Annotated in this window: 21 protein-coding genes; 12 read left to right on the forward strand and 9 right to left on the reverse strand. The window is 44.4% G+C overall.

Translation table 11 applies throughout. The features are described 5' to 3' along the window. Positions 1-50: 50 nt before the first annotated feature. The gene (locus tag JC525_RS02955; RefSeq protein WP_198814358.1) at positions 51-1,424 is read right to left on the reverse strand and encodes a class II fumarate hydratase; all 1,374 of its coding nucleotides are present in this window, start codon (positions 1,422-1,424) and stop codon (positions 51-53) included. A 431-nt stretch (positions 1,425-1,855) separates the two neighbouring features. On the opposite strand from JC525_RS02955, the gene azu reads away from it, so the two are divergent. Next, a complete protein-coding gene (gene azu, locus JC525_RS02960) occupies positions 1,856-2,305 on the forward strand; it encodes an azurin (RefSeq protein WP_198814360.1) in 450 nt (149 codons plus the stop codon). Between the two features lie 165 nt (positions 2,306-2,470). On the opposite strand, the gene JC525_RS02965 is transcribed toward azu, so the two are convergent. Continuing rightward, positions 2,471-3,178, reverse strand: a complete 708-nt coding sequence (locus JC525_RS02965) for a DUF6776 family protein (protein ID WP_198814362.1) — start codon at positions 3,176-3,178, stop codon at positions 2,471-2,473. A 105-nt stretch (positions 3,179-3,283) separates the two neighbouring features. Here JC525_RS02965 and JC525_RS02970 point away from each other — a divergent pair, with 105 nt between their 5' ends. The 3 genes from JC525_RS02970 (at position 3,284) to JC525_RS02980 (ending at position 5,721) form a co-directional block, all read left to right on the forward strand. Further along, the gene (locus JC525_RS02970; protein WP_198814364.1) at positions 3,284-4,960 is read left to right on the forward strand and encodes a chloride channel protein; all 1,677 of its coding nucleotides are present in this window, start codon (positions 3,284-3,286) and stop codon (positions 4,958-4,960) included. Position 4,961: 1 nt separating this feature from the next. Further along, positions 4,962-5,390, forward strand: coding sequence for a CopD family protein (locus JC525_RS02975; protein ID WP_105929459.1), 429 nt, complete (start codon positions 4,962-4,964; stop codon positions 5,388-5,390). A 121-nt stretch (positions 5,391-5,511) separates the two neighbouring features. Further along, on the forward strand, positions 5,512-5,721 hold the full coding sequence (locus JC525_RS02980; protein WP_233094912.1) for a hypothetical protein: 210 nt from the start codon (positions 5,512-5,514) through the stop codon (positions 5,719-5,721). 35 nt (positions 5,722-5,756) lie between these two features. Here the strand turns inward: JC525_RS02980 and JC525_RS02985 are convergent, their stop codons facing one another. Further along, positions 5,757-6,425 carry a UPF0149 family protein gene (locus JC525_RS02985; protein ID WP_198814366.1) on the reverse strand — a complete coding sequence of 223 codons (669 nt, stop codon included), beginning with the start codon at positions 6,423-6,425 and terminating at the stop codon, positions 5,757-5,759. Between the two features lie 247 nt (positions 6,426-6,672). Here JC525_RS02985 and JC525_RS02990 point away from each other — a divergent pair, with 247 nt between their 5' ends. Next, on the forward strand, positions 6,673-7,869 hold the full coding sequence (locus tag JC525_RS02990) for an Nramp family divalent metal transporter (RefSeq protein WP_198814368.1): 1,197 nt from the start codon (positions 6,673-6,675) through the stop codon (positions 7,867-7,869). A 183-nt stretch (positions 7,870-8,052) separates the two neighbouring features. Here the strand turns inward: JC525_RS02990 and JC525_RS02995 are convergent, their stop codons facing one another. The 3 genes from JC525_RS02995 to typA all read right to left on the reverse strand — a co-directional run bounded on the left by JC525_RS02995 (position 8,053) and on the right by typA (position 11,801). Further along, on the reverse strand, positions 8,053-9,228 hold the full coding sequence (locus JC525_RS02995; RefSeq protein ID WP_198814379.1) for a MalY/PatB family protein: 1,176 nt from the start codon (positions 9,226-9,228) through the stop codon (positions 8,053-8,055). A 140-nt stretch (positions 9,229-9,368) separates the two neighbouring features. After that, entirely contained in the window at positions 9,369-9,746 is a 378-nt protein-coding gene (locus JC525_RS03000; protein ID WP_198814381.1) for a response regulator, read from the reverse strand. 222 nt (positions 9,747-9,968) lie between these two features. Further along, positions 9,969-11,801: a translational GTPase TypA gene (typA, locus tag JC525_RS03005; RefSeq protein WP_198814383.1), complete on the reverse strand. Its 1,833-nt coding sequence runs from the start codon at positions 11,799-11,801 to the stop codon at positions 9,969-9,971. Between the two features lie 455 nt (positions 11,802-12,256). Between typA and glnA the strand changes: the two genes are divergently transcribed. From glnA to glnG, 4 genes are all read left to right on the forward strand, one after another. Further along, the gene (gene glnA / locus JC525_RS03010; RefSeq protein WP_198814385.1) at positions 12,257-13,666 is read left to right on the forward strand and encodes a glutamate--ammonia ligase; all 1,410 of its coding nucleotides are present in this window, start codon (positions 12,257-12,259) and stop codon (positions 13,664-13,666) included. Positions 13,667-13,901: 235 nt separating this feature from the next. Then, positions 13,902-14,531 carry a DUF4124 domain-containing protein gene (locus JC525_RS03015; protein WP_198814491.1) on the forward strand — a complete coding sequence of 210 codons (630 nt, stop codon included), beginning with the start codon at positions 13,902-13,904 and terminating at the stop codon, positions 14,529-14,531. A 130-nt stretch (positions 14,532-14,661) separates the two neighbouring features. Further along, complete coding sequence (glnL, locus tag JC525_RS03020) at positions 14,662-15,747, forward strand: nitrogen regulation protein NR(II) (protein WP_198814387.1); 1,086 nt, start codon at positions 14,662-14,664, stop codon at positions 15,745-15,747. After that, entirely contained in the window at positions 15,737-17,146 is a 1,410-nt protein-coding gene (gene glnG / locus JC525_RS03025; RefSeq protein ID WP_198814389.1) for a nitrogen regulation protein NR(I), read from the forward strand. The genes glnL and glnG overlap by 11 nt, the downstream gene beginning before the upstream one ends. Positions 17,147-17,297: 151 nt before the next feature. Here the strand turns inward: glnG and JC525_RS03030 are convergent, their stop codons facing one another. Further along, entirely contained in the window at positions 17,298-18,437 is a 1,140-nt protein-coding gene (locus JC525_RS03030; RefSeq protein WP_198814391.1) for an HD-GYP domain-containing protein, read from the reverse strand. A gap of 193 nt (positions 18,438-18,630) precedes the next feature. Between JC525_RS03030 and JC525_RS03035 the strand changes: the two genes are divergently transcribed. The 3 genes from JC525_RS03035 (at position 18,631) to JC525_RS03045 (ending at position 20,715) form a co-directional block, all read left to right on the forward strand. After that, a complete protein-coding gene (locus JC525_RS03035) occupies positions 18,631-19,356 on the forward strand; it encodes a 1-acylglycerol-3-phosphate O-acyltransferase (protein WP_198814393.1) in 726 nt (241 codons plus the stop codon). Positions 19,357-19,388: 32 nt separating this feature from the next. Continuing rightward, a complete protein-coding gene (gene rraB, locus JC525_RS03040) occupies positions 19,389-19,787 on the forward strand; it encodes a ribonuclease E inhibitor RraB (protein WP_120961983.1) in 399 nt (132 codons plus the stop codon). Between the two features lie 112 nt (positions 19,788-19,899). Next, a complete protein-coding gene (locus tag JC525_RS03045) occupies positions 19,900-20,715 on the forward strand; it encodes a choice-of-anchor H family protein (RefSeq protein WP_198814395.1) in 816 nt (271 codons plus the stop codon). Positions 20,716-20,888: 173 nt separating this feature from the next. On the opposite strand, the gene JC525_RS03050 is transcribed toward JC525_RS03045, so the two are convergent. Together JC525_RS03050 and JC525_RS03055 are read right to left on the reverse strand one after the other, a co-directional pair. Next, positions 20,889-22,382: a methyl-accepting chemotaxis protein gene (locus JC525_RS03050; protein WP_198814397.1), complete on the reverse strand. Its 1,494-nt coding sequence runs from the start codon at positions 22,380-22,382 to the stop codon at positions 20,889-20,891. A 61-nt stretch (positions 22,383-22,443) separates the two neighbouring features. Then, positions 22,444-23,307: a diguanylate cyclase gene (locus JC525_RS03055; protein ID WP_198814399.1), complete on the reverse strand. Its 864-nt coding sequence runs from the start codon at positions 23,305-23,307 to the stop codon at positions 22,444-22,446. Between the last annotated feature and the right edge of the window lie 30 nt (positions 23,308-23,337).

Consider the following 23,337-nt stretch of genomic DNA (forward strand, 5'->3'; position numbering starts at 1 on the left):
AGTGTGGTAAAACACCGCACTTTTTAACACTAAATCTCTATTTTAAGTGACTATGGACGAGTAAGTGCTTTAGGGTCAAGCAAGGTTTCTAGCTCATCTCTGGGTATATCTGTCATGGCCTCGGCAACGTCAATAACCGGTTTATTCTCTTTATATGCTGCTTTGGCTATTTCGGCGGCTTTCGCATAGCCAATCACAGGATTAAGCGCGGTAACCAGTACTGGGTTTCGATAGAGCGGTGTCTCAATGTTATCTTTATTAACGGTGAAACCTTCTATGGCTTGCTCGCCTATAAGCGATGCGCTGTTGGTCATTAGCGACAAACTAGATAACAGATTATTAGCAATCATAGGCAGCATGACGTTTAGTTCGAAATTACCCGACTGTCCGCCCACGGTTATGGCTGCGTCGTTGCCTATAACTTGCGCGCAGGCCATTGCCACCGCTTCGGGGATCACTGGGTTCACCTTTCCTGGCATAATTGACGAGCCAGGCTGTAATGCTGGTAAGGCTATTTCACCAAGACCAGCAAGCGGCCCAGAATTCATCCAACGTAAATCATTAGCTATTTTCATAAGCGTAACGGCGAGACTCTTGGTCGCGCCAGATAATGTGACAGCGGTATCTTGAGAACCAATAAGCGCAAAGAAATTGTCTGCCGGTTTAAACCCTAAATCGGTAAGCGCATTTAAGCTATCGGAAAAGGTAACCGCGAATTCTGAATGTGCATTTACACCTGTGCCTACGGCGGTACCGCCCTGCGCAAGAGTTTGAATGGCAGGTTGTACTGCACGCAGTGTTTTAACTTGCTGCTTAAGCTGTGCTGCCCACGCTAATAAACTTTGGTCCATTCCTATCGGCATGGCATCCATTAAATGGGTGCGCCCTGTTTTACTGTACTGCGCCACCGACTTTGCTTTCACCTCAATGATGTTAATGAGGCTTTCAACAGCTGGTATTAGCTCGTTTGTAAGCGCAATAGCAGCACTGACATGAATAGTGGTAGGAATGACATCATTGGAACTTTGACCATAGTTAACATGGTCATTGGGGTGAACCTCTTCGTTTGCGTAACCCGAAGCCAATTTCGCAATGACTTCATTCGCATTCATGTTGGTACTTGTACCCGATCCCGTTTGAAAAACATCAACGGGGAAATGCTGCATTATGTCTTCAAGAGAAAGTAGTGTGTCGCATGCTTTAACGATGGCTTGCCCGCGATCATTATCGAGAGCTTTGAGTTTCATATTGGCTTGCGCTGCTGCTTTTTTCACGGTGACAAGCGAGCGTATGAAAGCTTCCGGCATACGTTGCCCACTTACTGGAAAGTTTTGAATAGCCCGCTGAGTTTGCGCGCCGTAAAGCGCATCTTCAGGAACTTGAAGTTCTCCCATGCTGTCGCGTTCTGTGCGTGTTGCTGTCATTACTCGTATCCTTGTTTTGATGAAACTCGTGATGAGCGTGTTTGCCCCGCATTCATTATCACTCTACTCGTATTAGGGCACCTTTATGTCTGGTGACCAAGTAAACCCTCTATAAAAAATGGAGCACGGATAAATGTATATCTATTTTTATTCTTGCAAGCGCAATTCGATCACTCTCGGTGCGAGCGTAGCGCTCAGCTCACCGTCGGTGTGTCCAAGTCGAACTTGTTGCGGTGCATTGCTTATCAATGACATAGGCTTCCTTACGCGTTCTAAGATACAGAACGTGTTTTCATGCTGGGCCCATACTCAATATAAATGATAATCGTTAACATTAACAATGATCCGGTGGTATTCTTTTCCGTATAGGACATTGAGTCTTCCAATTACACCGAAAGGTGCAGTTACTCTAAATTCTAAGGATATTATTTATGATCAAGAAACTACTTGGCGGCACAGCCCTCTTCTTTTTGGCTTCCAGTGCGTTCGCTAACGAATGTGAGGTTACTGTGGAATCAAACGATGCTATGCAGTTCAACACATCGAACGTGACCATTCCAGCAAGCTGTAGTGAATTTACGGTGACGCTTAAACACACCGGTCAATTGCCTAAACAGTCTATGGGTCACAATTGGGTTATGACGACTAAAGCCGATGGTCAAGCCGTGGCAACCGATGGCATGAGTGCAGGGTTAGACAACAACTATGTTAAGCCTAATGATGAGCGCGTCATTGGCGCTACAGATCTTATTGGCGGTGGCGAGCAAACCTCTACCACGTTTTCTGTCGAAGGCTTGAGCAAAGATGAAGAGTATATGTTTTTCTGCTCATTTCCAGGCCATATCGGCATTATGAAAGGCACAGTGACCCTGTCTAGCTAGTTCACTATTTAGGCGCGTTTTTAAAGGCGCGCCTTAACTCGAACAATAGTAGGCCTAGGGCAAAGTTGTAGTGGAAACAATGTTTTAAATAGCAAAAAGTACTAAGACGATGTGCTGTGAAAAGACAACGTGAAACCTTGCTGCAAGAGCACTGCTCAAATACGTTTACTCAATCTCTACAGAAAGGGCCTCGCTCCATAGAACACTCATCTCATGAGTGCCTTTCCGAGTTTTGTACTGGTAAACTGTTGTAGCGAATTGAACGGATTCTACATCGATATCACTATCAATAGTGAGCGTTACATTGACCGCTTGGAAAAAACGAAAACGATATTTAACGTCTTCTGCTAGCAGGTTCGACTCACCAGATTTCAAAGTAACAGGTTCTCCGTTTCTTTGACCCACAACAGCAATCGTTAAGTTGCCGTTTATCACCGCTTTTTGCTGTTTCGACTGCAGTAAAACCAACCTAAGTTGATACGTAGTGTCGCTTAGTTTGAAAACCTCTACCCCTTCGATAGCAAAGCCGTCTTCCGTTTTTTCCGGCGCCATTACCCGTTCGTAAAAGCTGATCAACTCTTGCTGAGCTTCTATTTCTTTTTTCTGTTCACTGAGTGTATTAACAATTTTTTCAGCTTCTAACGAAGCAATCTCAACGGCCACTTCAAGCTGATTCACTTTAGTCGTTAACGCGTTGTTCTCTTCAGACAAAATAGCTATCGTCTCCCGCTGTGCCTGAACTTTTTTGCTGTCGCCCTCATCAATCATTCGGGCGATTTTATAACCAAAGCCCACCATGGCTAACATCATTAAAGCCACTAGCAGTGACCATTTGTAGTTTCCTAATAGGTGTTTTAACTCATCGGTTGTCATGATCTCTACATCAACAAAAATGCAAAACGCTAACGCGTTCTAAATATTATGAATTTTAAGTGTTTATGGTAAGCTGCTAGCTACGTTAACCTACTGTACCACAACATGCGCTTGCAGGCTTTAAGAGAGGAAGTAGCTCACCCACGCACATCCATTCAGTTGTGCATGCTGGGCATTGTAGGGGGAACCTGCGCGGCGCTTGTTATTATCTTGTTCAGGCTATGTGTCGAATGGCTTCAGGAAACGGGCGTATCGTCGCTTAAATCGTTCCTCACTCACGACTGGTTAGTGTGGTTTATCATGCCTTTGATAAGCGTGGGGTTGATACTCTTCATTGCTTTTCTAACTGGTTTCAAGCATTACCGCCTTGGTATTCCCTTCGTTATTCACCGGGTAAAATATTATTATGGCTATGTACCGCTAAGAACCACCATCAACCAATTTTTTGGCGGTATGCTTGCATTAGCGGGCGGGTTCGTAGTGGGAAGAGAGGGCCCTTCGGTTCACATGGGCGCGTCGAGTAGCAGCTTTTTAGGCCAGTGGCTTCGCCTTCCCTACAACAGTATTCGCATACTTGCTGGCTGCGGTATTGCTGCGGGTATATCCGCCTCGTTCAATACGCCCTTTGCCGCAGTTATTTTCGTAATGGAAGTTGTGCTCCGAGAATACAAAATCCATATTTTTGTTCCCATCATGCTGGCTGCAGCCTGCGGTTCAGTACTTACGCGTATCGTGTTTGGTGAGGTCAACGAACTGTCCTTTTTATCGTTCAATGCGTTCAGTCAGTGGATGTACTTTTACTTGGTCCTTTTAGGCATTCTATTAGGTGTCTTAGCCGTATTATTTAACAGTCAGCTAATGCGTGTAATGACGCTTTTCAGACCGGTATCCATGGTGTGGCGACTCGTACTCGCTGCGTTGATTACAGGCACTATTGGCATGTTCATCCCTGAAGCCCTTGGCGCTAATTTTATAGACGTTGAACATTTGTTTGATAGCTCTCCTGGGGCGTTGCTGCTTGTTTCAACTTTGGTCTTCAAAGTGATATTAGCCGTCTTTGCCATTGGCTTGGGCATACCGGGAGGGATCATAGGCCCAGTGATGGTGATCGGGATGCTCGCTGGTGCAGTGCTTCTTTTACCCTTATCTTACTTTATTAATGTTCCCGAATTTACAAATAGCTTCGCGCTGCTGGGCATTGCCGGTATGTTGACTGCCGTACTACATGCCCCGCTTGCAGCCCTCTCAGCGGTTATGGAGCTTTCCTACAGCCCGCAAATTATATTACCGGCTATGCTTGTTATCGTGCCCGCTTATGTTACCTCCACGCAGTTTTTTGGAAACCGATCCATATTCATACGGCAACTCGACTATCAGAACCTGCCCTACGCCATTTCTTCAATTCGCGAAGCGCTGGAGAAAACCGGTGTGCTCGCTGCAATGGATACCGAATTCAAGTTGTTTCACGATGCTCCAGAGGCGGCGCTTTTCAATTACTTAGAAAATAATCCGACACAAATTGTCGTTCAAAAATCAAAGTTTGAAATAGATGTGCAGTATAAGCTGGTCCAATACAATGTCAGTCTGGAGCACGATGCAACGGCGCTTAACTACTACGAGATGGAAGGGATTAGCGCCCAGTCTACTCTGCACGAGGTGTATGAACACCTTAAAAATTCGCGCTCTGGCGCAGTTTATATTTACGATCAAGAACTTAACGATATTATTGGCGTAGTAACTTGGAATATCTTGCAAAGTTTTTTACAGAAGGCGCAATATTAGTATGTACATTTTATGGTTTAAGGCACTGCATATCTTTTTCATGTTGGCATGGATGGCAGGGCTTTTTTATCTACCACGGCTTTTTGTGTATCACGCCACCACTCAATCACAAGTGGTAAAAGACGAATTTAAAGTTATGGAGCGTCGACTATGGTTCTTCGTAACCCCATTCGCCTTGTTAACTCTGGCATTCGGCGTTGCGCTTATTGTTAGTTACGGCGGTACATGGTTTAAAATGTCAGGGTGGCTTCACATAAAGTTATTGCTTTTACTTGCTATTTACGGGTACCACTTCTATTTGTTTAAGTTGTTGAAGCAATTTGAGCGTGATGAAAATAGGCATTCTCCTCGCTTTTACCGCTTTTTGAACGAGGTACCGGTATTGGCTATTCTCGCTATCGTTTGTTTGGCGGTAGTTAAGCCTTTTTAGCGAAAAATTAAACCCTTTGGGGCTTGATAAAAGGAGTATCGAGCCCTGAAGCGATAAACTAGCGATAACGATGTAAGCGCAAGAAAGCTCCGGGTTGAAGCTGTTTCTCGGATTTAAACAAATGTACTTATCGGAATACGACATGGACGACAGTAATCAACACCTTAAAGATTTGCTAAAACAAACAGATTTGGCCTTTAAAGCCTTGATGAGGGAACCGGCTTCCTTGCTTTTGAACGAGCAATACGAGAAGGCCAAGCTAGAGTTAGACAGTTATACCGCCTCCCTTAAGCACACGTTGAATCAGCGCCAACACCAACGACAGCGGTAACAGCTCAATTTAAGGTTGAGGCAAACGGCAGCCATTTAATTTTTGCTGAATGTCTCAAACTGATTGGGTAGTGCCCCAGCCAATTCTCCGGAGAGCTTTGTGTAATCCGCAAGTACCGAAGGCACCTGCTTTATCAGCAAAACCATGTTGCTTTTTAACTGCTCGGTTTGTGCTTCATTACGATATGAAAGTGCTAAATCTATATTTGCCAATGTAGAAAACAACTTTAAACAACGTGACAATCGCACTTCAGGCGCTTCTAGCGTTTCTCCATTATCGGCGGTATTCTTTTTCTCGAATTGTTGCCAGGCATTTTCCCAAACAGGTTCTAGCAACTTGTGGACATGAAGTAGTCCTGACAACCAGCTCTCTAATGCTTTCGAGGGTCGTTTAAAGCCACTCACCTCTTCGGCCAAGATTAGCTCCTGAGGCAGTGGTGACTTTTCTTGCCGCATAAAATTCAAGTGCGCGCGCAAACCATTCATTAACGCATCAGCCAGTTTATCTACGTCTTTATCTACAAGCTTACTGTCACCTGACTGAATTAACCAAGGCATCCACTGCTCGGGCATGGGTATCTCTGGCGCGGAGGCTATGGCAAAGATCATTCCATCAACGTGGTAAGTGGAAGGAAGCACGTTCTCAAAATTAGGTAACGACACAATATCGCTCACCATCGTTATCGGATAACCGTCTTTCACCATTAATATCCTATTTTAATTTGCGTTCTATTTCGTGAAACGGTAGTCTGCGCGCCCACTTTGCTAAGGGCGTATTTTTTAACCTTTTACCCTCACTTAAACCGGGTAAAGGCGAGAGAAAATGACTTGCCCGCATTGGGTACGCGACAATAGGTTTAAAACCAATCTGTTACTGTATTGGTTTAGCGGTACTGTTGCGTGCTCGCCTACCTATTGTCATGATAGCAAAACTTAACTAAGAGTCGTTGCAATGGCAAAAGATAAATCAGGATATATCATCGCGGCCGCATTCATAGGGCCGGGAACAGTAACCACAGCAAGCTTAGCTGGTGCAAACTTTGGTTTTCACCTTGTATGGGCGCTGCTTTTTTCCATTTTCGCTACTATAGTGCTGCAAGATATGGCGGCTCGATTAGGCGTGGCCAGTGGCAAAGGCTTAGCCAGTGCAATGAAAGACATGGCATATAAACCATGGCTGAAAAATGTGTTTATTTTGCTTATAGTCAGTGCCATCGGTATCGGAAATGCCGCCTATGAGTCTGGAAATTTAACGGGGGCAGCCATCGGCTTAGATGCCTTTATAAGCATTGGTATAGGCCCATGGGCCAGCGTATTAGGCACAATTGCAATCGTTTTACTTTGGTCTGGAAGCTATAAGTGGATTGAAACCGTTCTCGTCTATTTGGTATTTATTATGGCTGGGGTGTTTTTAGTGACCCTATTAGTAGCTAAGCCTGACGTTGCTGCTATGTTTAGCCAATTCATCTCTCCCCGCCTTGATACCGATGCAATTACAACGGTGCTTGCGCTAATAGGTACAACCATCGTTCCCTACAATTTATTCTTACACGCTAGCCTCGTGGCTAAATCATCTCAAGGACAGAATAAACACGACGCTGTTGTAGCCTGTCGCAATCAATCAGCAAGAGCAATAAGCATGGGCGGACTTATCACGCTAATTGTTATGGCCACGGCCATGATGGCGTTTTTCAATCAAGCTGCAACCATGGACGCATCTAATATGGGCGAACAGCTTAAGCCCGTTTTAGGAGATAAAGCGCAGTGGTTCTTTGCACTTGGTTTGTTTGCAGCTGGATTAACCAGTGCAATCACAGCGCCATTAGCAGCCGCTTACGCCGTGACTGGTGCGCTTGGACTATCTGACGATATGCAAAGCAAAAGCTTCAAAGCGGTGTGGTTTATTATCATCGTGATAGGAGTAAGCGTTGCAGCCCTTGGCTTTAAGCCGTTACCCGCCATTTTGTTCGCACAAGCCACCAATGCCTTGCTACTCCCTATCATTGCTATATTTTTGCTAGTGGTGATGAACAAAAACACTGCGTTGGGCGAATTTAGAAACACGTGGAAAAGTAACGTAGCCGGGTTTCTGGTAGTAGGCACTGTTATTGGTTTGGGTTTGTATAAACTAATCGGTGTTTTTGGCTAGTTACAGAAATGAGGGCAGAATTAATCTGACTTTTTTGTAAGTTAACCCAGTTGACAGGTTTCAAAAGCAGTAAGCCAATGCAACTAACAGACTGCATAGAAAAAGGGCCGCTTTGGCCCTTTTTAACGTCAGTAGTAGGTTAAAGCTTTCAGATTAGGGCTGAAAAGCACTTTACCCCCGATTTTAGCTGGCTAGACGTTGGAGAATATCTTGGAGCATCGCTTTGCTGCAGCCGAAGTTAATTCGGAAATGGTCAGCTTTGTGAAAATCGATGCCAGGCGATGGTCCCACACCTTTTTCCTCTACCCACTGCTGAACATTTTCAACGCCAAGGCCACTTGCATCAACCCAAGCTAAAAAGGTGGCGTCAGCTTTTAGCATCCGCAGTCCATCTATGCTGTTAATGGTGTTGAAGACCATGTCTCTGTTTTCACGTAAATAAGTAAGTTGCTGTTGATGCCAATCGTCACACTGGGTGAACGCCGCTTCAGTTGCTGCCAACCCCAATACGGTAACCCACGGCACGATGCCTGCTGCGGCATTAGTAAATGCCTGACGCAGTTGACGGTTAGGAATGATAGCAAATGAGGTACCTAAGCCCGCAATATTGAAGGTTTTACTCGCGGCCATTAAGGTAACACTATTGTCCGCAAGGTTTGCTTCACGTCCTGCAGGAATATGTGTTTTTCCCTCTTCTAAAATAAGGTCACAGTGAATTTCATCAGAGCAAAGTTTTACATTATTTGCGTTACAAATATCGGCAATACGATCTAACTCTTTTTTCGACAATACCGAGCCAACGGGATTCATTGGGTTACAAAGAATAAACAGCTTACACTTAGGGTCTGCCGCCTCCCGCTCTAGCGCTTCAAAGTCTAGCGTGTAGCGTGCGCCTTCAACGTGATTAATCTTATCTGCGCTTTCGCCATTTTCATGTTGAACCACAGTACCAATATCAACGCGCTCTAAACCATTTAGCTTAGGTGCAGCTAGCAAGGGCGGGTAATTCGGGGTTTGAATAAGCACTTTATCGCCGGGCTCACAATAAGCTTTACAGGCAACGTTGAACGCAGGCACCACACCTGGCGTCCATACTAGCCACTCAGGCTGAATGTTCCAATTGTGCTTTTCCTTAAGCCATCTCACTACTGCTTGAATTGCGCCTTCGTGATGCGCGGGCAGTATATACCCCATATTACCGTGTTCAATGTAGCCTGATATGGCATCTAATATTGGCTGAGCACAACGAAACTCGGTATCGGCAACCCAAGCAGGAATGATGTCTTTTCCTTTGTACTTTTGCCATTTAAACGAGAAGGTGTCTTTTCGAGGGGGAGTATTATCGAATAACGTGCTCACATTACATCCTGTTGCATAATAACTTGTGGCACCAGTGTAGAAGTTTCCCGCGCCATAAACTAGGGTGAATCACGCGGTTTTACTTTATTTTCTATATCGAAATGAACTTAATTAGAGATAAATCACATCAGTTTATGCTATTAATTGCCGAGCGCGGCTACGGCTTTCGTCTTTTGAATTAACTCTTTCATATCAAGCGGTTTAGCTAAAAAGCCCGTGACTTGAAGCTTACGAGCCTCAATAACCAGTTCTTTATTTGGATCTGCTGTAATAAGTAAAAATGGTACGTTAAGACCTGAAGAATGACAGGTTCTCAGCAAGCTTAAACCATCATAATCTGGCATAACTTGGTCGCTAATAATAAGGTTTAACGAGTCAGAAGTTTGTTGTAGCAAAAAGTCCCGAGCAAACTTACTGCGTGTAAACGAGTAAACGGTAGCGTCTAGCTGCGTTTCCAGCGCGTTTATTATCATATCAAGCGTGATAGGATCGTCTTCGATCACAGCAACGGAAAACAATACGCTCCCCTTAAAAATCGGTAAGTAATTATAATTTATGCCAGCTTAAGGCCTTTTTTAGACCCGAACCCAATTAGTCTAAGCATAGGTGGGTAAATTATCTTTGACCACTAACCATTGGTCGAAGTTTTGGCCGTTTAACGCTGTACTTAGCGATGAAACAGAATAAAAAATGCCAGCAAAAAGCTGGCATTTTGAGAGTTGTTTAAGTCTTAGAAGGTATTAAGACTTAGGCCCGCGTGATGCACGCTTACGCTCGTTTTCAGTAAGAAGCTTCTTACGAATACGGATAGACACAGGCGTTACTTCAACGAGTTCGTCATCATCGATGAACTCAAGTGCTTGCTCAAGAGACATTCTGATTGGCGGAACGAGCGTTTGCGCTTCGTCAGTACCTGATGCACGAACGTTAGTAAGCTGCTTACCTTTAAGCGCGTTTACAGTAAGGTCGTTGTCACGGCTATGAATACCGATAACCATACCTTCATACACTTCTACACCGTGTCCGATAAATAGACGACCACGCTCTTGAAGGTTAAACAAGGCGTTAGTTAGCGCTTTACCGTTAGCGTTGGCAATAAGCACACCGTTTTTACGCTTGCCAATAACACCGCCCTTGTATGGACCGTAGTGATCGAACGTGTGGTAAAGCAAGCCAGAACCTGACGTCATCGTCATAAATTCAGTTTGGAAACCAATTAGACCACGGCTTGGAATAATAAAGTCGATACGCACACGACCTTTACCATCTGGCGACATGTCTGTCATTTCAGCTTTACGAAGACCCAGCTGTTCCATGATAGAACCTTGGTGCTGCTCTTCACAGTCGATAGTCAAGGTTTCAAAAGGCTCTTGTGTTTGGCCGTCAACTTCTTTCAAGATTACTTCTGGACGTGATACTGCAAGCTCGTAACCCTCACGACGCATGTTCTCGATAAGTATACCCAGGTGAAGCTCACCACGACCTGATACGCGGAATTTGTCCGGATCTTGCGTCTCTTCTACGCGAAGTGCAACGTTGTGTACTAGCTCGTCGGTTAGACGCTCAAGAATGTTACGTGACGTTACGTATTTACCTTCTTTACCCGCAAACGGTGACGTGTTTACTTGGAACGTCATGGTTACTGTAGGCTCATCAACCGATAGTGGAGGAAGCGCTTCTACCGTGTTCACGTCACAGATGGTGTCAGAGATCTTCAGTTCACCAAGACCAGAAATTGCAATAATGTCACCCGCGTGAGCAGAACTCACCTCATGACGAGCAAGACCAAGGTAGCCATAAACTAGGCCAACTTTTCCGTTGCGCTTTTGACCATCGGCAGTAACGATAGTGACTTGTTGGTTAGTCTTCACAGAACCGCGCTTAACGCGACCAACGCCGATTACACCTACATAAGAGTTGTAATCAAGCTGAGAAATTTGCATTTGGAATGCGCCGTCGATATCTGCATCAGGTGGAGATACTTGGTCGACGATAGTTTGGAACAATGCCGTCATATCGTCTTCTTTAGTATCTGCATCAAGTGATGCCCAACCGTTTAGTGCAGACGCATAAACAACTTGGAAATCCAGTTGATCGTCAGTAGCACCTAAGTTGTCGAACAAATCGAAAACTTGGTCTATTACCCAATCAGGGCGAGCACCAGGCTTGTCAATTTTGTTAATGACAACAATTGGCTTAAGACCTTGGGCAAACGCCTTTTGCGTTACGAAACGCGTTTGTGGCATCGGACCTTCCTGTGCATCTACAAGTAGAAGTACAGAATCAGCCATCGACATCACGCGCTCTACTTCACCACCGAAGTCAGCGTGTCCTGGAGTATCAACGATGTTGATACGGTAGTCGTTCCAGTTAATCGCTGTATTCTTAGCTAGGATGGTAATGCCACGTTCTTTCTCGATGTCATTCGAGTCCATTACGCGCTCTTCTTGCTCGCCTCGAGATTCAAGGGTGCCAGACTGCTGTAACAGTTTGTCTACCAGGGTCGTTTTACCGTGGTCAACGTGGGCGATGATTGCGATGTTACGCAACTTATTTATATCAGTGGTATTCATGCTTATATAGAGCCTGTGTAAATCAACGACTACTGCAATTCAGTGGAAAGGAGTATGCGTTAGATTTGTTGCAAAAAAATGCAGATAGAAAATTTGCGCGGATTGTACAGAAAAACCACGGCATTTGCGCATCTTTTTTTTGATACGGACATGTTTTATTGCTTTTCAATTACCTGTTCAACTATTGACCACCTGTGTTGCACCGGATTGAACATCTTAGGTAGCCATATGCTACAAAGTATTCTAGGCTGATTAACGTAAAAAAGAACATGTCACCACAATAGTGCAACATAGCACCATTGTGGTGCATTCTGACGTAAAAGGAAGTGATAAGTGCCCCTCTATGCCACAGAAATCGGCATACATATAGATGGCATGATAATCGCTTTCACTTTTTTCACTGTTGGGGTGAAGCTGATCATCCCGCATTTTTTACATTAAACCTGGAGGACACGATGTCGATTGATAAGGCATTAGAGCTTATTAAAGAAAGTGAAGCGAAGTTTGTAGATTTACGTTTTACCGATACTAAAGGTAAAGAACAACACGTATCTATCCCTGCGGGCCTAGTTGATGAAGAATTTTTCGAAGAAGGTAAAATGTTCGACGGTTCTTCAATCGCTGGCTGGAAAGGCATCAACGAATCAGACATGGTTCTTCTTCCAGATGCGGACAGCTGCGTTGTAGACCCGTTTGCTGAAGAAACCCAAGTTAACATTCGTTGTGACATCGTTGAGCCTTCTACAATGGAAGGTTACGAGCGCGATCCTCGCTCAGTGGCACGTCGCGCTGAAGAGTATCTAAAGTCAACAGGTATTGGTGATACGGTATTCTTTGGTCCAGAGCCAGAGTTTTTCCTTTTCGACGACGTTCGCTTCCACACTGACATGGCGGGTTCTTTCTACAAGATCGACGCTGCTGAAGCGAAGTGGAACTCTGGTGAAGAGTTCGAAGGCGGCAACATGGCGCACCGCCCAGGCGTTAAAGGCGGTTACTTCCCAGTACCACCAGTAGACTCTGCGCACGACATCCGTGCAGCAATGTGCTTAGTAATGGAAGAAATGGGCCTTGTTATTGAAGCGCACCACCACGAAGTAGCAACCGCTGGCCAAAACGAAATTGCATGCCAATTCAATACGCTAGTTAAGAAGGCGGACGAAATTCAAGTTTACAAGTATGTTGTACACAACGTTGCACATGCATACGGCCAAACTGCTACCTTCATGCCTAAGCCACTTGTTGGCGATAACGGCTCTGGTATGCACTGCCACCAGTCGATCTCTAAAGATGGCGTAAACATTTTCGCAGGCGACAAGTACGCTGGTCTTTCTGAAGAAGCACTTTACTACATCGGCGGTATCATCAAGCACGCACGTGCAATTAACGCATTTGCAAACGCGTCGACTAACTCTTACAAGCGTCTAGTTCCTGGATTCGAAGCGCCGGTAATGCTTGCATACTCTGCACGTAACCGTTCTGCGTCTATTCGTATTCCACACGTAACAAGTGATAAAGCGCGCCGTATCGAAGTTCGCTTCCCTGACCCAACGGCTAACCCATACCTAGCGTTCACCGCTATGCTTATGGCTGGTCTTGACGGAATTAAGAACAAGATCCACCCTGGCGATGCTATGGATAAAGACTTGTACGATCTACCTGCAGAAGAAGCAGCGGAAATCCCAACAGTTGCAAGCTCGCTAGAAATGGCGCTTGAAGCGCTTGATAACGACCGTGATTTCCTTAAAGCCGGTGGCGTTATGTCAGACGACATGATCGATGCATACATCGACCTTAAGTCTGAAGAAGTAACTAAACTTAACATGACAACTCACCCAGTTGAGTTTGATATGTACTACAGCGTGTAATTACACCTGTATAGCGATATATACTAAAGCCCGCGTTGCGGGCTTTTTTTATGCGCGCTAATTATCTACTATGGTTCTATAAATTCGTTAAAAAATACCAATAGAGTCCCCTTTTTAGCGGAATTTACTGTGCGCCAGTTTTAGTCAAATCTAGCCAGACCAATTAAGTACTCGGCCAAAAATAATAAACAGGCAGCCCAACAATACATTGATTAGGTAACAACACGTGCAAAACATGACGCGAAATATCTGCTTACTATCACTGCTCACGCTCGTTAGCTATGGGTTGCTTCCTTTACAGGCCAATGCGCTAGGTCAAGATAATGAGCAACAAAGTACGCAGCAAGATGCACAAATGAACGACGAAGCTGAAGGCCTCAATGCACCCGTTGCTGGAACCTCTTCTTCTACAACAATCTATAAAGTAGTTGGAGAAGATGGGTCTGTTACTTACACCGATAAGCCGCAAAAAAATGCAGAGCCGTTAGCGTTTGATGGAAAAACACAGAACGTAGTTACTGCTGCTAAGGTTCCCCCTCCCCCACCACTTAAGCTAGATTCACCGAAACCGAAGTACCGCGTGGTAATCAAATCTCCAGCACCTGAGGCGACGATCCGAAATAATTTAGGTGAAATTACCATTTCAGCGACTCAAACTGGTGCACCTAAAGCACCTATCTATCGGTTAATTTTTGATGATGCCCCAATTGCTAGCAATAATTCCGGCGTTTTTAAGTTATCTGGTATCCATCGTGGGGCACACACCTACAAAGTTGAATTAACTAACAATACGGGCAAGACTCTTGCATCGTCTCCAGTTCAAACCCTTTACCTTCATCAGGCATCGGCGTTAATTAATAACTAATAGCGTGCAACCATTGTTATGCAAGCGCACCACAGAGGTTCAGTGAATATTTATTACTGAGTTCTTTATTCGCGCTCCGCATCATTGCAAGCTACAATGCACAATTATGGTGCAAAGGAGACGAGCTCGGATGCATTCCACCGAGTTAGAAACACAACAGCTAATCAATAGCTTAAACACCGCATTGGTGATGGTAGACAATAAACTTACGATTGTTTATGCCAACCATGCGGGTGAAGCTTTGTTTGAGACTGGGCTAAAACAACTTATTGGGCACTTGCTTCAAGACTTTTTCATACCCGGCACAATAGAAACTACACGATTGAAGGCCGCCATTAGAAAAGGTGAAGACTTCACTGAGAATGAAGTGAAACTCGCGTTTAGAGATAACCGCTACGTATCTGCTGACTTGACTGTAACTAATTTGCACTTTGAAGACGGCCCACGACTGCTGTTTGAAGTTAAAAGAATTGATCAGCAAAAGCGCATAACTCGAGAAACACTGCAAAACGCACAGCATTTTGCGGCCAGAGAACTAGTGCGCGGCCTTGCTCATGAAATTAAGAACCCACTTGGTGGCATTCGTGGCGCAGCACAGCTTTTAGAAAAAGAGCTGAACGACGAGCACAAAGAATTTACTAGCATGATCATTGAGCAATCAGATCGTCTTCGCAACTTGGTTGACCGTCTACTAGGGCCTAATTCACTGCCACGATTCGAAGAAAGCAATGTGCATCAGGCCCTTGAAAAAATCCGCAGCCTCATGCGATTTGACACAGATAACCCTATTACCATTGTTCGCGACTACGACCCAAGTATACCGCCACTAATGCTCGATCCAGATATGATCCAACAAGCGGTGCTTAATATTGTTCGCAACAGTGTTCAGGCGCTGACAGAAAGCGAAACGCCTAATCCAGAAATAAGGTTAATAACACGCATAGAGCGCCAGATGACGATTCAAACAAAACGTTATGCGCTGGTGGCAAAAATTAAGATTATTGATAACGGCCCGGGCATTCCTCCGGAAATCAAAGACACACTTTTCTACCCCATGGTCACAAGTAAACAGAATGGCTCTGGGCTGGGTTTGTCAATATCACAGACCCTTATCAACCACCACGGCGGCAAAATAGATGTGGACAGCTACCCTGGTCACACTGAGTTCGTAATTTATCTACCAATCGATCGTAAGGAGACAGACGATGACGAATGAGTCTGTGTGGATTGTCGATGACGACAGTTCTATTCGTTGGGTGCTGCAAAAGGCCTTACAAGCGGCTGAAATAAGCTGCTTAAGTTTTGAAAATCCTGAAGATTTATTACTTCAACTTCAAAGCGGCCAAGCCCCTGAGGTCATCATTTCAGATATTAGAATGCCACAAATGGACGGCATGACTTTATTGAACGAAGTGCATACTTCGCACCCTATGTTGCCCGTTATTATCATGACAGCGCATTCTGACCTTGATAGTGCTGTAAATGCTTATCAAAAGGGTGCATTTGAATATTTGCCAAAACCCTTCGATATAGACGAAGCGGTTACATTAACCCAGCGCGCTCTTGCCCATTCAAGGGAGCAATCAACCGTATCGAAAACACAACCTGAAGATGTGGTGACAGAGATCATCGGCGAAGCCCCTGCTATGCAGGAAGTATTTCGTGCCATTGGGCGCTTATCTCGCTCTTCAATCAGCGTGCTTATCAACGGACAATCAGGCACAGGTAAAGAGCTGGTTGCACATGCGCTTCACAGGCACAGCCCTAGAGCGAGTAAACCCTTCATTGCACTGAACATGGCCGCCATTCCCGCTGACCTTGTAGAGTCTGAACTATTCGGTCATGAGAAAGGCGCATTTACCGGTGCACAAGCTGCTCGCCAGGGCCGCTTTGAACAAGCCGACGGCGGTACGCTATTCTTAGATGAAATTGGTGATATGCCATTAGATGTGCAGACCCGTTTGTTGCGCGTACTAGCTGATGGCCAGTTTTATCGTGTTGGCGGCCATCAATCGGTGAGTGTAGACGTGCGCATCATTGCAGCAACCCACCAAAACTTAGAACAGCGAGTTGCCGATGGAAAATTTAGGGAAGATTTATTCCACCGCTTGAACGTAATTCGCGTGCACCTGCCTTCTCTAAGTGAGCGCAGAGAAGACATCCCCCTTCTAACTCGACACTTCTTGCGCCGTGCGGCAAAAGAGCTGGATGTAGAAGCGAAAAGTATTTCTAAAGAGGCTGAGCGCGTCATGTCACAGCTACCATGGCCAGGTAATGTCAGACAGTTAGAAAACGTGTGCCGATGGCTCACCGTAATGGCAAGTGGTCAAGAAGTTTTGCCTAGCGATTTACCACCAGAGATCCACAGCGATAACGCGATAGAGAAACCGAGTACAGCGTCAGGCGAGTGGCCAGATTTATTGGCTAGCTGGACGGATAAGCAACTGCGTGACGGTCATCACAATATTCTTAACGACGCCATGGTTACCTTTGAACGCATTATGCTTGAACGGGCGCTGCATCACACTCACGGCCATAAACAGGATGCGGCGAAGCGCCTAGGTTGGGGGCGCAACACGTTAACAAGAAAGCTTAAAGAACTCGGTGTAAATTAATTGCCTGTTTGAGTCAGGTACAACGTTAAAAATAGCAGGAGCACATGCCTGCTATTTTTTTGCGTCTGAATTACCAATTCATTTTTGAATGGCTTTAAGATGCCGTAAATAGGCCTTCTATTCAGAGCTTACCCAAAAGTACTGTAGATTGTTAATGCCCTTTGGTCAGTAGCGCCGTCATCGCTTGGTTGAAAATTCTCACCCATTTCATGCTGAACTGGCCTTTGGCGCTGCGATTAATTTCAATCACCGCCTCTTTTTTTGACAATACCTTGTCCTCATTGTGGGCTCTGGGATGAGTCATGGCGTCATAGGTGTCCACAATGGCGAGTAACTTTGCGCCTTCACAGATATCGTCTTCTTTAAGCCCGAGCGGATAACCGGTGCCATCGGTACGCTCGTGATGCTGCATCACAATTTTACGCGCCATATCCCACTGGTCTAAATGCTCTAACAAACGTGCACTCTTATACACATGAGAGCGCATAAGGTTAAACTCGTTATCGCTAAGAGCATCCCCTTTGTGAAGTAATTTTAGAGGCATAAATGCCATACCGAAATCGTGAACATAACTGGCAACAGCAAGCTGATCTTCATCAATAGGATTTTCGGCCACGTCATTAATGTACATTGCAAGTTTTGCGACCCGATCACCGCGCCCAGCCCAATAATCTGAACGGCGCTCTATAGACTGCATTAGATCTCGGAAAAACAGAATATCCTGCTTTTTTTCGCTACTAATATCTTTCGGTATTCCCGTTGCCGCTAAAGAGACCGGCTTATTTTGAACACTGGAATGCTCGTTATCATCAATCACTCTATCGAGAGCCGGATTTAGCAACAGTACGGCTTCTGTTAGGCGTTTTTCGTGGTCAGATGAATTTTCAGGTGTAACACGGCTTATTGCCAAAACTAGCTGGTTATGAAGATTATCATCGTACTCAGCATTACCATTGGCCATGACGCTTTCGACAAACGCTTTAACCCTGTCCATGGTCAACAATACCAAATCACTCATTGTGCTTGTGTAAGCCACCTGCCCTTTGCGCAGATAATCTAGCAAGTCTTCTACGTGCTGCAAAAGGGGGATCATGGGGGAGAAATTTACTAAGCCCAAATCGCCTTTGATTGTGTGTATAGAGCGAAACAAAGCGCGCTGCAAATCGTTGTCTTCAGGACGAAGCTCTAGTTCAATCAGAGTTTGCTCACTAGATTCATAGAGTTCGTTAATTTCCTCCATAAGGTCAGCGAGAATATCTTCTTCGAGGTCGTCTGGAGTGAATGTTTGCATATACTGGTTACCGAGTTAGATTCGATTGCGCGTATTCTTATTGTAAGTGGGTATCGGCAAAATTTCCTCATACTAAAGGTGATAAATATAAGGACTTTTTAAACAAAAAGATTAGCGCTGTAAAAACTCATCGGACAAGTGTACGCTCAAACTTCATCTATACTGCGCGCGTCAATAGAATCTAGGAGTTGTTTTGATCGCTTTATTCCGCATTCCAGCACTTTTTATCGCCTTTTTATTTATCAACATTGTTTTGTTAATTATTTGTATTGTGCGCCCTTTTCACAAAGATAACGTTCACGCGGCGGGCAGCTTATATTCTCTCATGGCGAAAATTGTGGGCCTGAAGCTCATCATTCGAAAGGACCCGGCTGTTAAAATTAACGAGCCCTATGTATTTATTGCTAATCATCAAAATAGCTTTGACGTTATTACAATTTGTAAAGCTGCCCTTCCCGGCGTGGTAACAATTGGTAAAAAAAGTCTGAAGTGGATCCCTATCTTCGGCCAAATATACTGGCTATCTGGGAACATCATGATTGATAGAAAGAACTCAGGTAAAGCCCGAAATACGCTAGATATTGCCGCACACCGTATTGCCAAAAAGAAGACGTCAGTATGGCTATTTCCTGAAGGCACCAGAAGTTACGGCCGAGGTATTCTTCCTTTTAAGCAAGGGGCATTTCGTTTAGCCAAAACGACGAATGAGCCAGTGGTCATGGTTACAGCCAGTAACTTACACAACAAAGTGAAATGGAATCGTTGGGACAATGGCATAGTGCTCATTGATATTTCTGCCCCCGTCACCCTTACCGAAGCGCATTCAATCAAAGAGTGGATGATACATTTCAATAATGAAATGAAACAAAAATTCGATACGCTCAATACTCAGGTCGCTGAACTAGAAAAAAGCAGGTAAACTTGCGTCAAAATTGCTAATGAGTGTTTATTATGACCCAGTTCGATGAAAGAGAAGAGTGGTACGAGTTTAATCAAGAAACCATTGATGCCCTTTTAGAAGACGGCAGCCAAGCAGACGCCGACTATACCATTGAGCACCACTTCGCCAGTACAGACTTCGACGTGTTAGAAAAAGCCGCAGTAGATGCATTTAAAGCCGGTTTTGAAGTTACTGATGCGGAAGAATTGATGCTAGATGACGGTGAAACGATTTTCTGCTTCGACGCTATCGTTGAAAGGAAACTGGATATTGAAAAGCTTAATGCTGATTCTGACGCACTGCTAAAAATTGCTGACAAGCATGACGTAACCTACGATGGATGGGGCACCTACTTTGAACCCCGTGAAGAAGGTGATTACGAAGAAGACGAATATCAATTCGACGACTAAACCTTGCGTCCAGCGTTTTAATAAAAGCAAACGTTAAGTTCTCCTTCAGCTTTTGTTCATCTTTTTCCATCAACAATGACACTGTCATTATCGATTGGAAAAGGATGGACAGATGAAAAAATTACTACTCGCACTTGCCACATATTCTGCTGTCACCACGTTACAGCTCGCGCTTTTGTCACCTGCACATGCAAATACCGATGGTAAATCAGAAGTAAAACAGGTCACCTCGAACGAGTTCCGTTACGACAAACCATTTGTGGGCACTGAATCACTTTTGCCTAAAACAAAGGACGAACTGTCTAATGAACGTCTAGTTGAGCGCTCTACCGATGAAGTTGCCGCACAACAAAATACACACAGTAAAACCAACAAACATCAACAGCACCTGGGCATAAATAAGTCCTCTAGCGACATTGTCGTTAGTAGTATTAATGAATTTTGGATTTATGAAAGCTGGGTATCGCTTGAGCAAGACATAGACTACGACGGCTATCACTCCACCTTTTCAATTGAGTTTGACGCCGATACCATATTTACACGAGCACCTGTATACGCTGTCTTGTATTTAGGCAAGGACGGTGTTTACGATGCTATTCACGTATCGTCTGAATTCTATATTTATTCAGAAGATTCAACGGATACGTTTACTATTGAAAGTTCGTTAATCTCTGGCTTTCCATCTGGCGAATACGACATATTGTTGGAACTGTACGATGCAGATACCGAAGTGCTTGTGGCGTTTACCGATGCTTATGACGACAGTGCACTGGCCTACCTTCCCCTTGAAAGTGAAAACTATGAGTACGTTGTAGAAGATACTGTAGTGATAGTGGAAGAACACGGCGGTACTTGGACTTTTCTCACGCTAGTTACGCTAAGCGGAATGGTATTTATGCGCAGGTTGTTGGCGAGAAGCAAAGTATAAATTGCGTACACAGCGTGCTAACTGATAAAGCTGCAGGTTACTGCAGCTTTTTATCGTCTGTTGCGTCAACAACGTCTATATCTACCACAATTTTCTCAACAAGCTTCACCCTGCGTTGTTCGACCCGCGCTTTCCTTAGCACATCATCAGTTTTTATTCGGGTATGAGACCACCTACACTTTAAAACTGTTTAAGTCTTGCTTTATGTGTTGACTTAACGCGCTTAGTTGGTCGGTTAATACTGTGGACGACTTAGCGTTTTTGGCAACATCTATAGTCAGTTCATTGATTGACGACACTTTAGTATTTACGTTTGTCGTAACCACGCTTTGCTCTTCAGTGGCCGTCGCTACACCTGAGTTCATGTCATTAATGATTTGTATATTTCTTATAATATCTTCAAGCGCCGCTATAGCATGCGATGACTCGTTGATGGTGTCACCTAACCTATCTTTAGTGGTAGACATTAATCTGTTAGCGTCTTCAGATGAAACTTGTAAATCGTTAATAATCACTTCAATTTCTTTTGTAGAATCTTGAGTGCGCTGCGCAAGTGCACGTACCTCATCGGCTACAACGGCAAAGCCACGCCCCTGCTCTCCTGCTCTGGCGGCCTCAATAGCAGCATTAAGTGCCAATAAGTTTGTTTGCTCCGCTATTCCTTTTATCACGGTGAGCACGGTATTAATAAGTTCGCTTTTTTCTTTCAACTCGGAAATTTTAGTAGAGGTCTCGCCAATACTGTCGCCTAGGCTATAAATATCATCTACGGTTTTTTGTACTATTTGGTTACCCGAGCTTGCAAGCTGGTTGCAGCTCTTCGTTTTATCAGAGGTTTGTACGGCATTGTGAGACACTTCTTCAGTGGCTTTAGACATTTGACTTAACGCCGCTGATACCTCTTCAATTTCGGCTAGTTGGAGCTGAGTTTCAGTCACATTATTATCCGAATGTTTTCTTATCTCTTCGGCACATACTGAAAGGCGCTCAGCATTTTCAACAATGCCTTTAACCAGCATCTGTAAATTCGCTACGAACCTGTCGAAGGTATCAGCTAACTCTCCAACTTCATCGTTTGTTTGAATGTCGAGACGACGCGTAAGATCTCCTCCGCCTTGCGCAATTTCGGCCATTGCGCCTGACACTTTGCTTAAAGGTAGTAGTACATATTTTGATAATACAAACCAATTGGTACCGCCAAGCGCGGCAATCAAAATTAGTCCTATAAATAGAAACATCCATTTAGCTGCAGAAAGAAGAGCCTGATTGGTGTCTAACAGGTAGGAGACTTGAAGATAACCTATGTCTTTTTTACCCTCCCATGTGATCGCTACCTTCGCTTTGCTTACTTCGTGCGGCTGCGCGTTAGCCTTTTGATCTACCGCACTTGCAATCGCGTTTCCTCTGTGGTCGAAGGCCTCTATTTTTAGTATGTGAGGATAAGCCACAAAAGATGAAAGAATGTCTTCGGTTAATTCATTATCGTATGCAAATATTGGCTCTTGCATAACAATAGACAGCGCTTGGTTAGTGTCACGCATATCTTTCTCTAATTGCTCATCGAAATACTGGCTGGTTGCAAAATAACTAAAACCAAACACCACCAGCATTACCGCTAATGAAACGAGAGAAAGGGTTATCATTGATTTTTGTTTTATCGATTGCATGTTCATATCCGTAATTTGGCCTACGTAAGTAGACCAATATTCTGATTACTCAAAAATGTACTTACTGTAAATTTTTTATATCTAACCAAAACTCCGTTCTGTCCAGCGGAGTGTCAGGATGTAAATGAGGATTGCCCACTCGAAAAACAGTTCGTTCGCCAATATTTGCCTTGGTCAGTACATCTTGGATCATGGAGTTGTTGAAAAAGAGTTTATCGTAACTACCGTCCTCTATAGCCTTTTCAAAGCCGCTGTAAATAAGGTCATGCAGACGCTGATCACCCTTATTAACATAAAAGTACATGGCATAGGGATAAACTAGCATTACGTTAGTATCTACAACAAGGTCAAGATGCTTGTGGTTTTCAGCTTCGATGAAGGGTTCGTGTAACGCCCTAGGAAAATAATCAAACCTTCCGCCCTCTAACATTGGAAATAAGTTTTTATATTTAATTGTCGTTACCGTGGGTATATCGGCGCTTTTCAATATTTGTGTATCGCCCCAAAAACGTCCCTGCCCGGCTTCAAATTGCAAAAGATCTTCAAACGTTTTAATCGTGGCAAACCGCGCCTTATCTTGGCTTCGGATAAGAAAAATACGATGTCCTAGTAAACCTTTTAAAACGGGAATTCGCACTGCTTGAAGGCGCTCGTCTTTTTCTTTGTCTCCGCCAGACCACATAACATCAAGGTTTTCAGATTCGACTTCACTAACCAATTGCGCTTCATTGAGCACCTCAGGAAGCGTCGACAACGTCATGGATGGTGCGCTCTTACTTAACGCCAGCGCTAAAATATCGTAAAGAATTTGCTCCTTCTCGCCTTCTACTTTTGGCACCAACACCGTTTGCGCACTCGCTAAGGAAAGAAAAGCAAAAAGGCAATAAGTGAGCAGTAGAAAAGAGATCTTTCGCCATAACTTCATTAAGCCAACTTCCATTCAAAATTAACACAA

The sequence above is a fragment of the Alteromonas sp. IB21 genome (assembly GCF_016405965.1).
GTDB lineage: Bacteria > Pseudomonadota > Gammaproteobacteria > Enterobacterales > Alteromonadaceae > Alteromonas.

Coding starts and splice junctions, on each gene's coding strand:
- JC525_RS03015 (WP_198814491.1), top strand. CDS start 13,902: ATGACGCGAAATATCTGCTTACTATCACTGCTCACGCTCGTTAGCTAT.
- JC525_RS03030 (WP_198814391.1), bottom strand. CDS start 18,437: ATGCAAACATTCACTCCAGACGACCTCGAAGAAGATATTCTCGCTGAC.
- rraB (WP_120961983.1), top strand. CDS start 19,389: ATGACCCAGTTCGATGAAAGAGAAGAGTGGTACGAGTTTAATCAAGAA.
- glnL (WP_198814387.1), top strand. CDS start 14,662: ATGCATTCCACCGAGTTAGAAACACAACAGCTAATCAATAGCTTAAAC.
- JC525_RS02990 (WP_198814368.1), top strand. CDS start 6,673: ATGGCAAAAGATAAATCAGGATATATCATCGCGGCCGCATTCATAGGG.
- JC525_RS02985 (WP_198814366.1), bottom strand. CDS start 6,425: ATGGTGAAAGACGGTTATCCGATAACGATGGTGAGCGATATTGTGTCG.
- JC525_RS03045 (WP_198814395.1), top strand. CDS start 19,900: ATGAAAAAATTACTACTCGCACTTGCCACATATTCTGCTGTCACCACG.
- glnG (WP_198814389.1), top strand. CDS start 15,737: ATGACGAATGAGTCTGTGTGGATTGTCGATGACGACAGTTCTATTCGT.
- glnA (WP_198814385.1), top strand. CDS start 12,257: ATGTCGATTGATAAGGCATTAGAGCTTATTAAAGAAAGTGAAGCGAAG.
- JC525_RS03055 (WP_198814399.1), bottom strand. CDS start 23,307: ATGAAGTTATGGCGAAAGATCTCTTTTCTACTGCTCACTTATTGCCTT.
- JC525_RS02975 (WP_105929459.1), top strand. CDS start 4,962: ATGTACATTTTATGGTTTAAGGCACTGCATATCTTTTTCATGTTGGCA.
- typA (WP_198814383.1), bottom strand. CDS start 11,801: ATGAATACCACTGATATAAATAAGTTGCGTAACATCGCAATCATCGCC.
- azu (WP_198814360.1), top strand. CDS start 1,856: ATGATCAAGAAACTACTTGGCGGCACAGCCCTCTTCTTTTTGGCTTCC.
- JC525_RS02965 (WP_198814362.1), bottom strand. CDS start 3,178: ATGACAACCGATGAGTTAAAACACCTATTAGGAAACTACAAATGGTCA.
- JC525_RS02980 (WP_233094912.1), top strand. CDS start 5,512: ATGTACTTATCGGAATACGACATGGACGACAGTAATCAACACCTTAAA.
- JC525_RS02955 (WP_198814358.1), bottom strand. CDS start 1,424: ATGACAGCAACACGCACAGAACGCGACAGCATGGGAGAACTTCAAGTT.
- JC525_RS03050 (WP_198814397.1), bottom strand. CDS start 22,382: ATGCAATCGATAAAACAAAAATCAATGATAACCCTTTCTCTCGTTTCA.
- JC525_RS02970 (WP_198814364.1), top strand. CDS start 3,284: ATGCGCTTGCAGGCTTTAAGAGAGGAAGTAGCTCACCCACGCACATCC.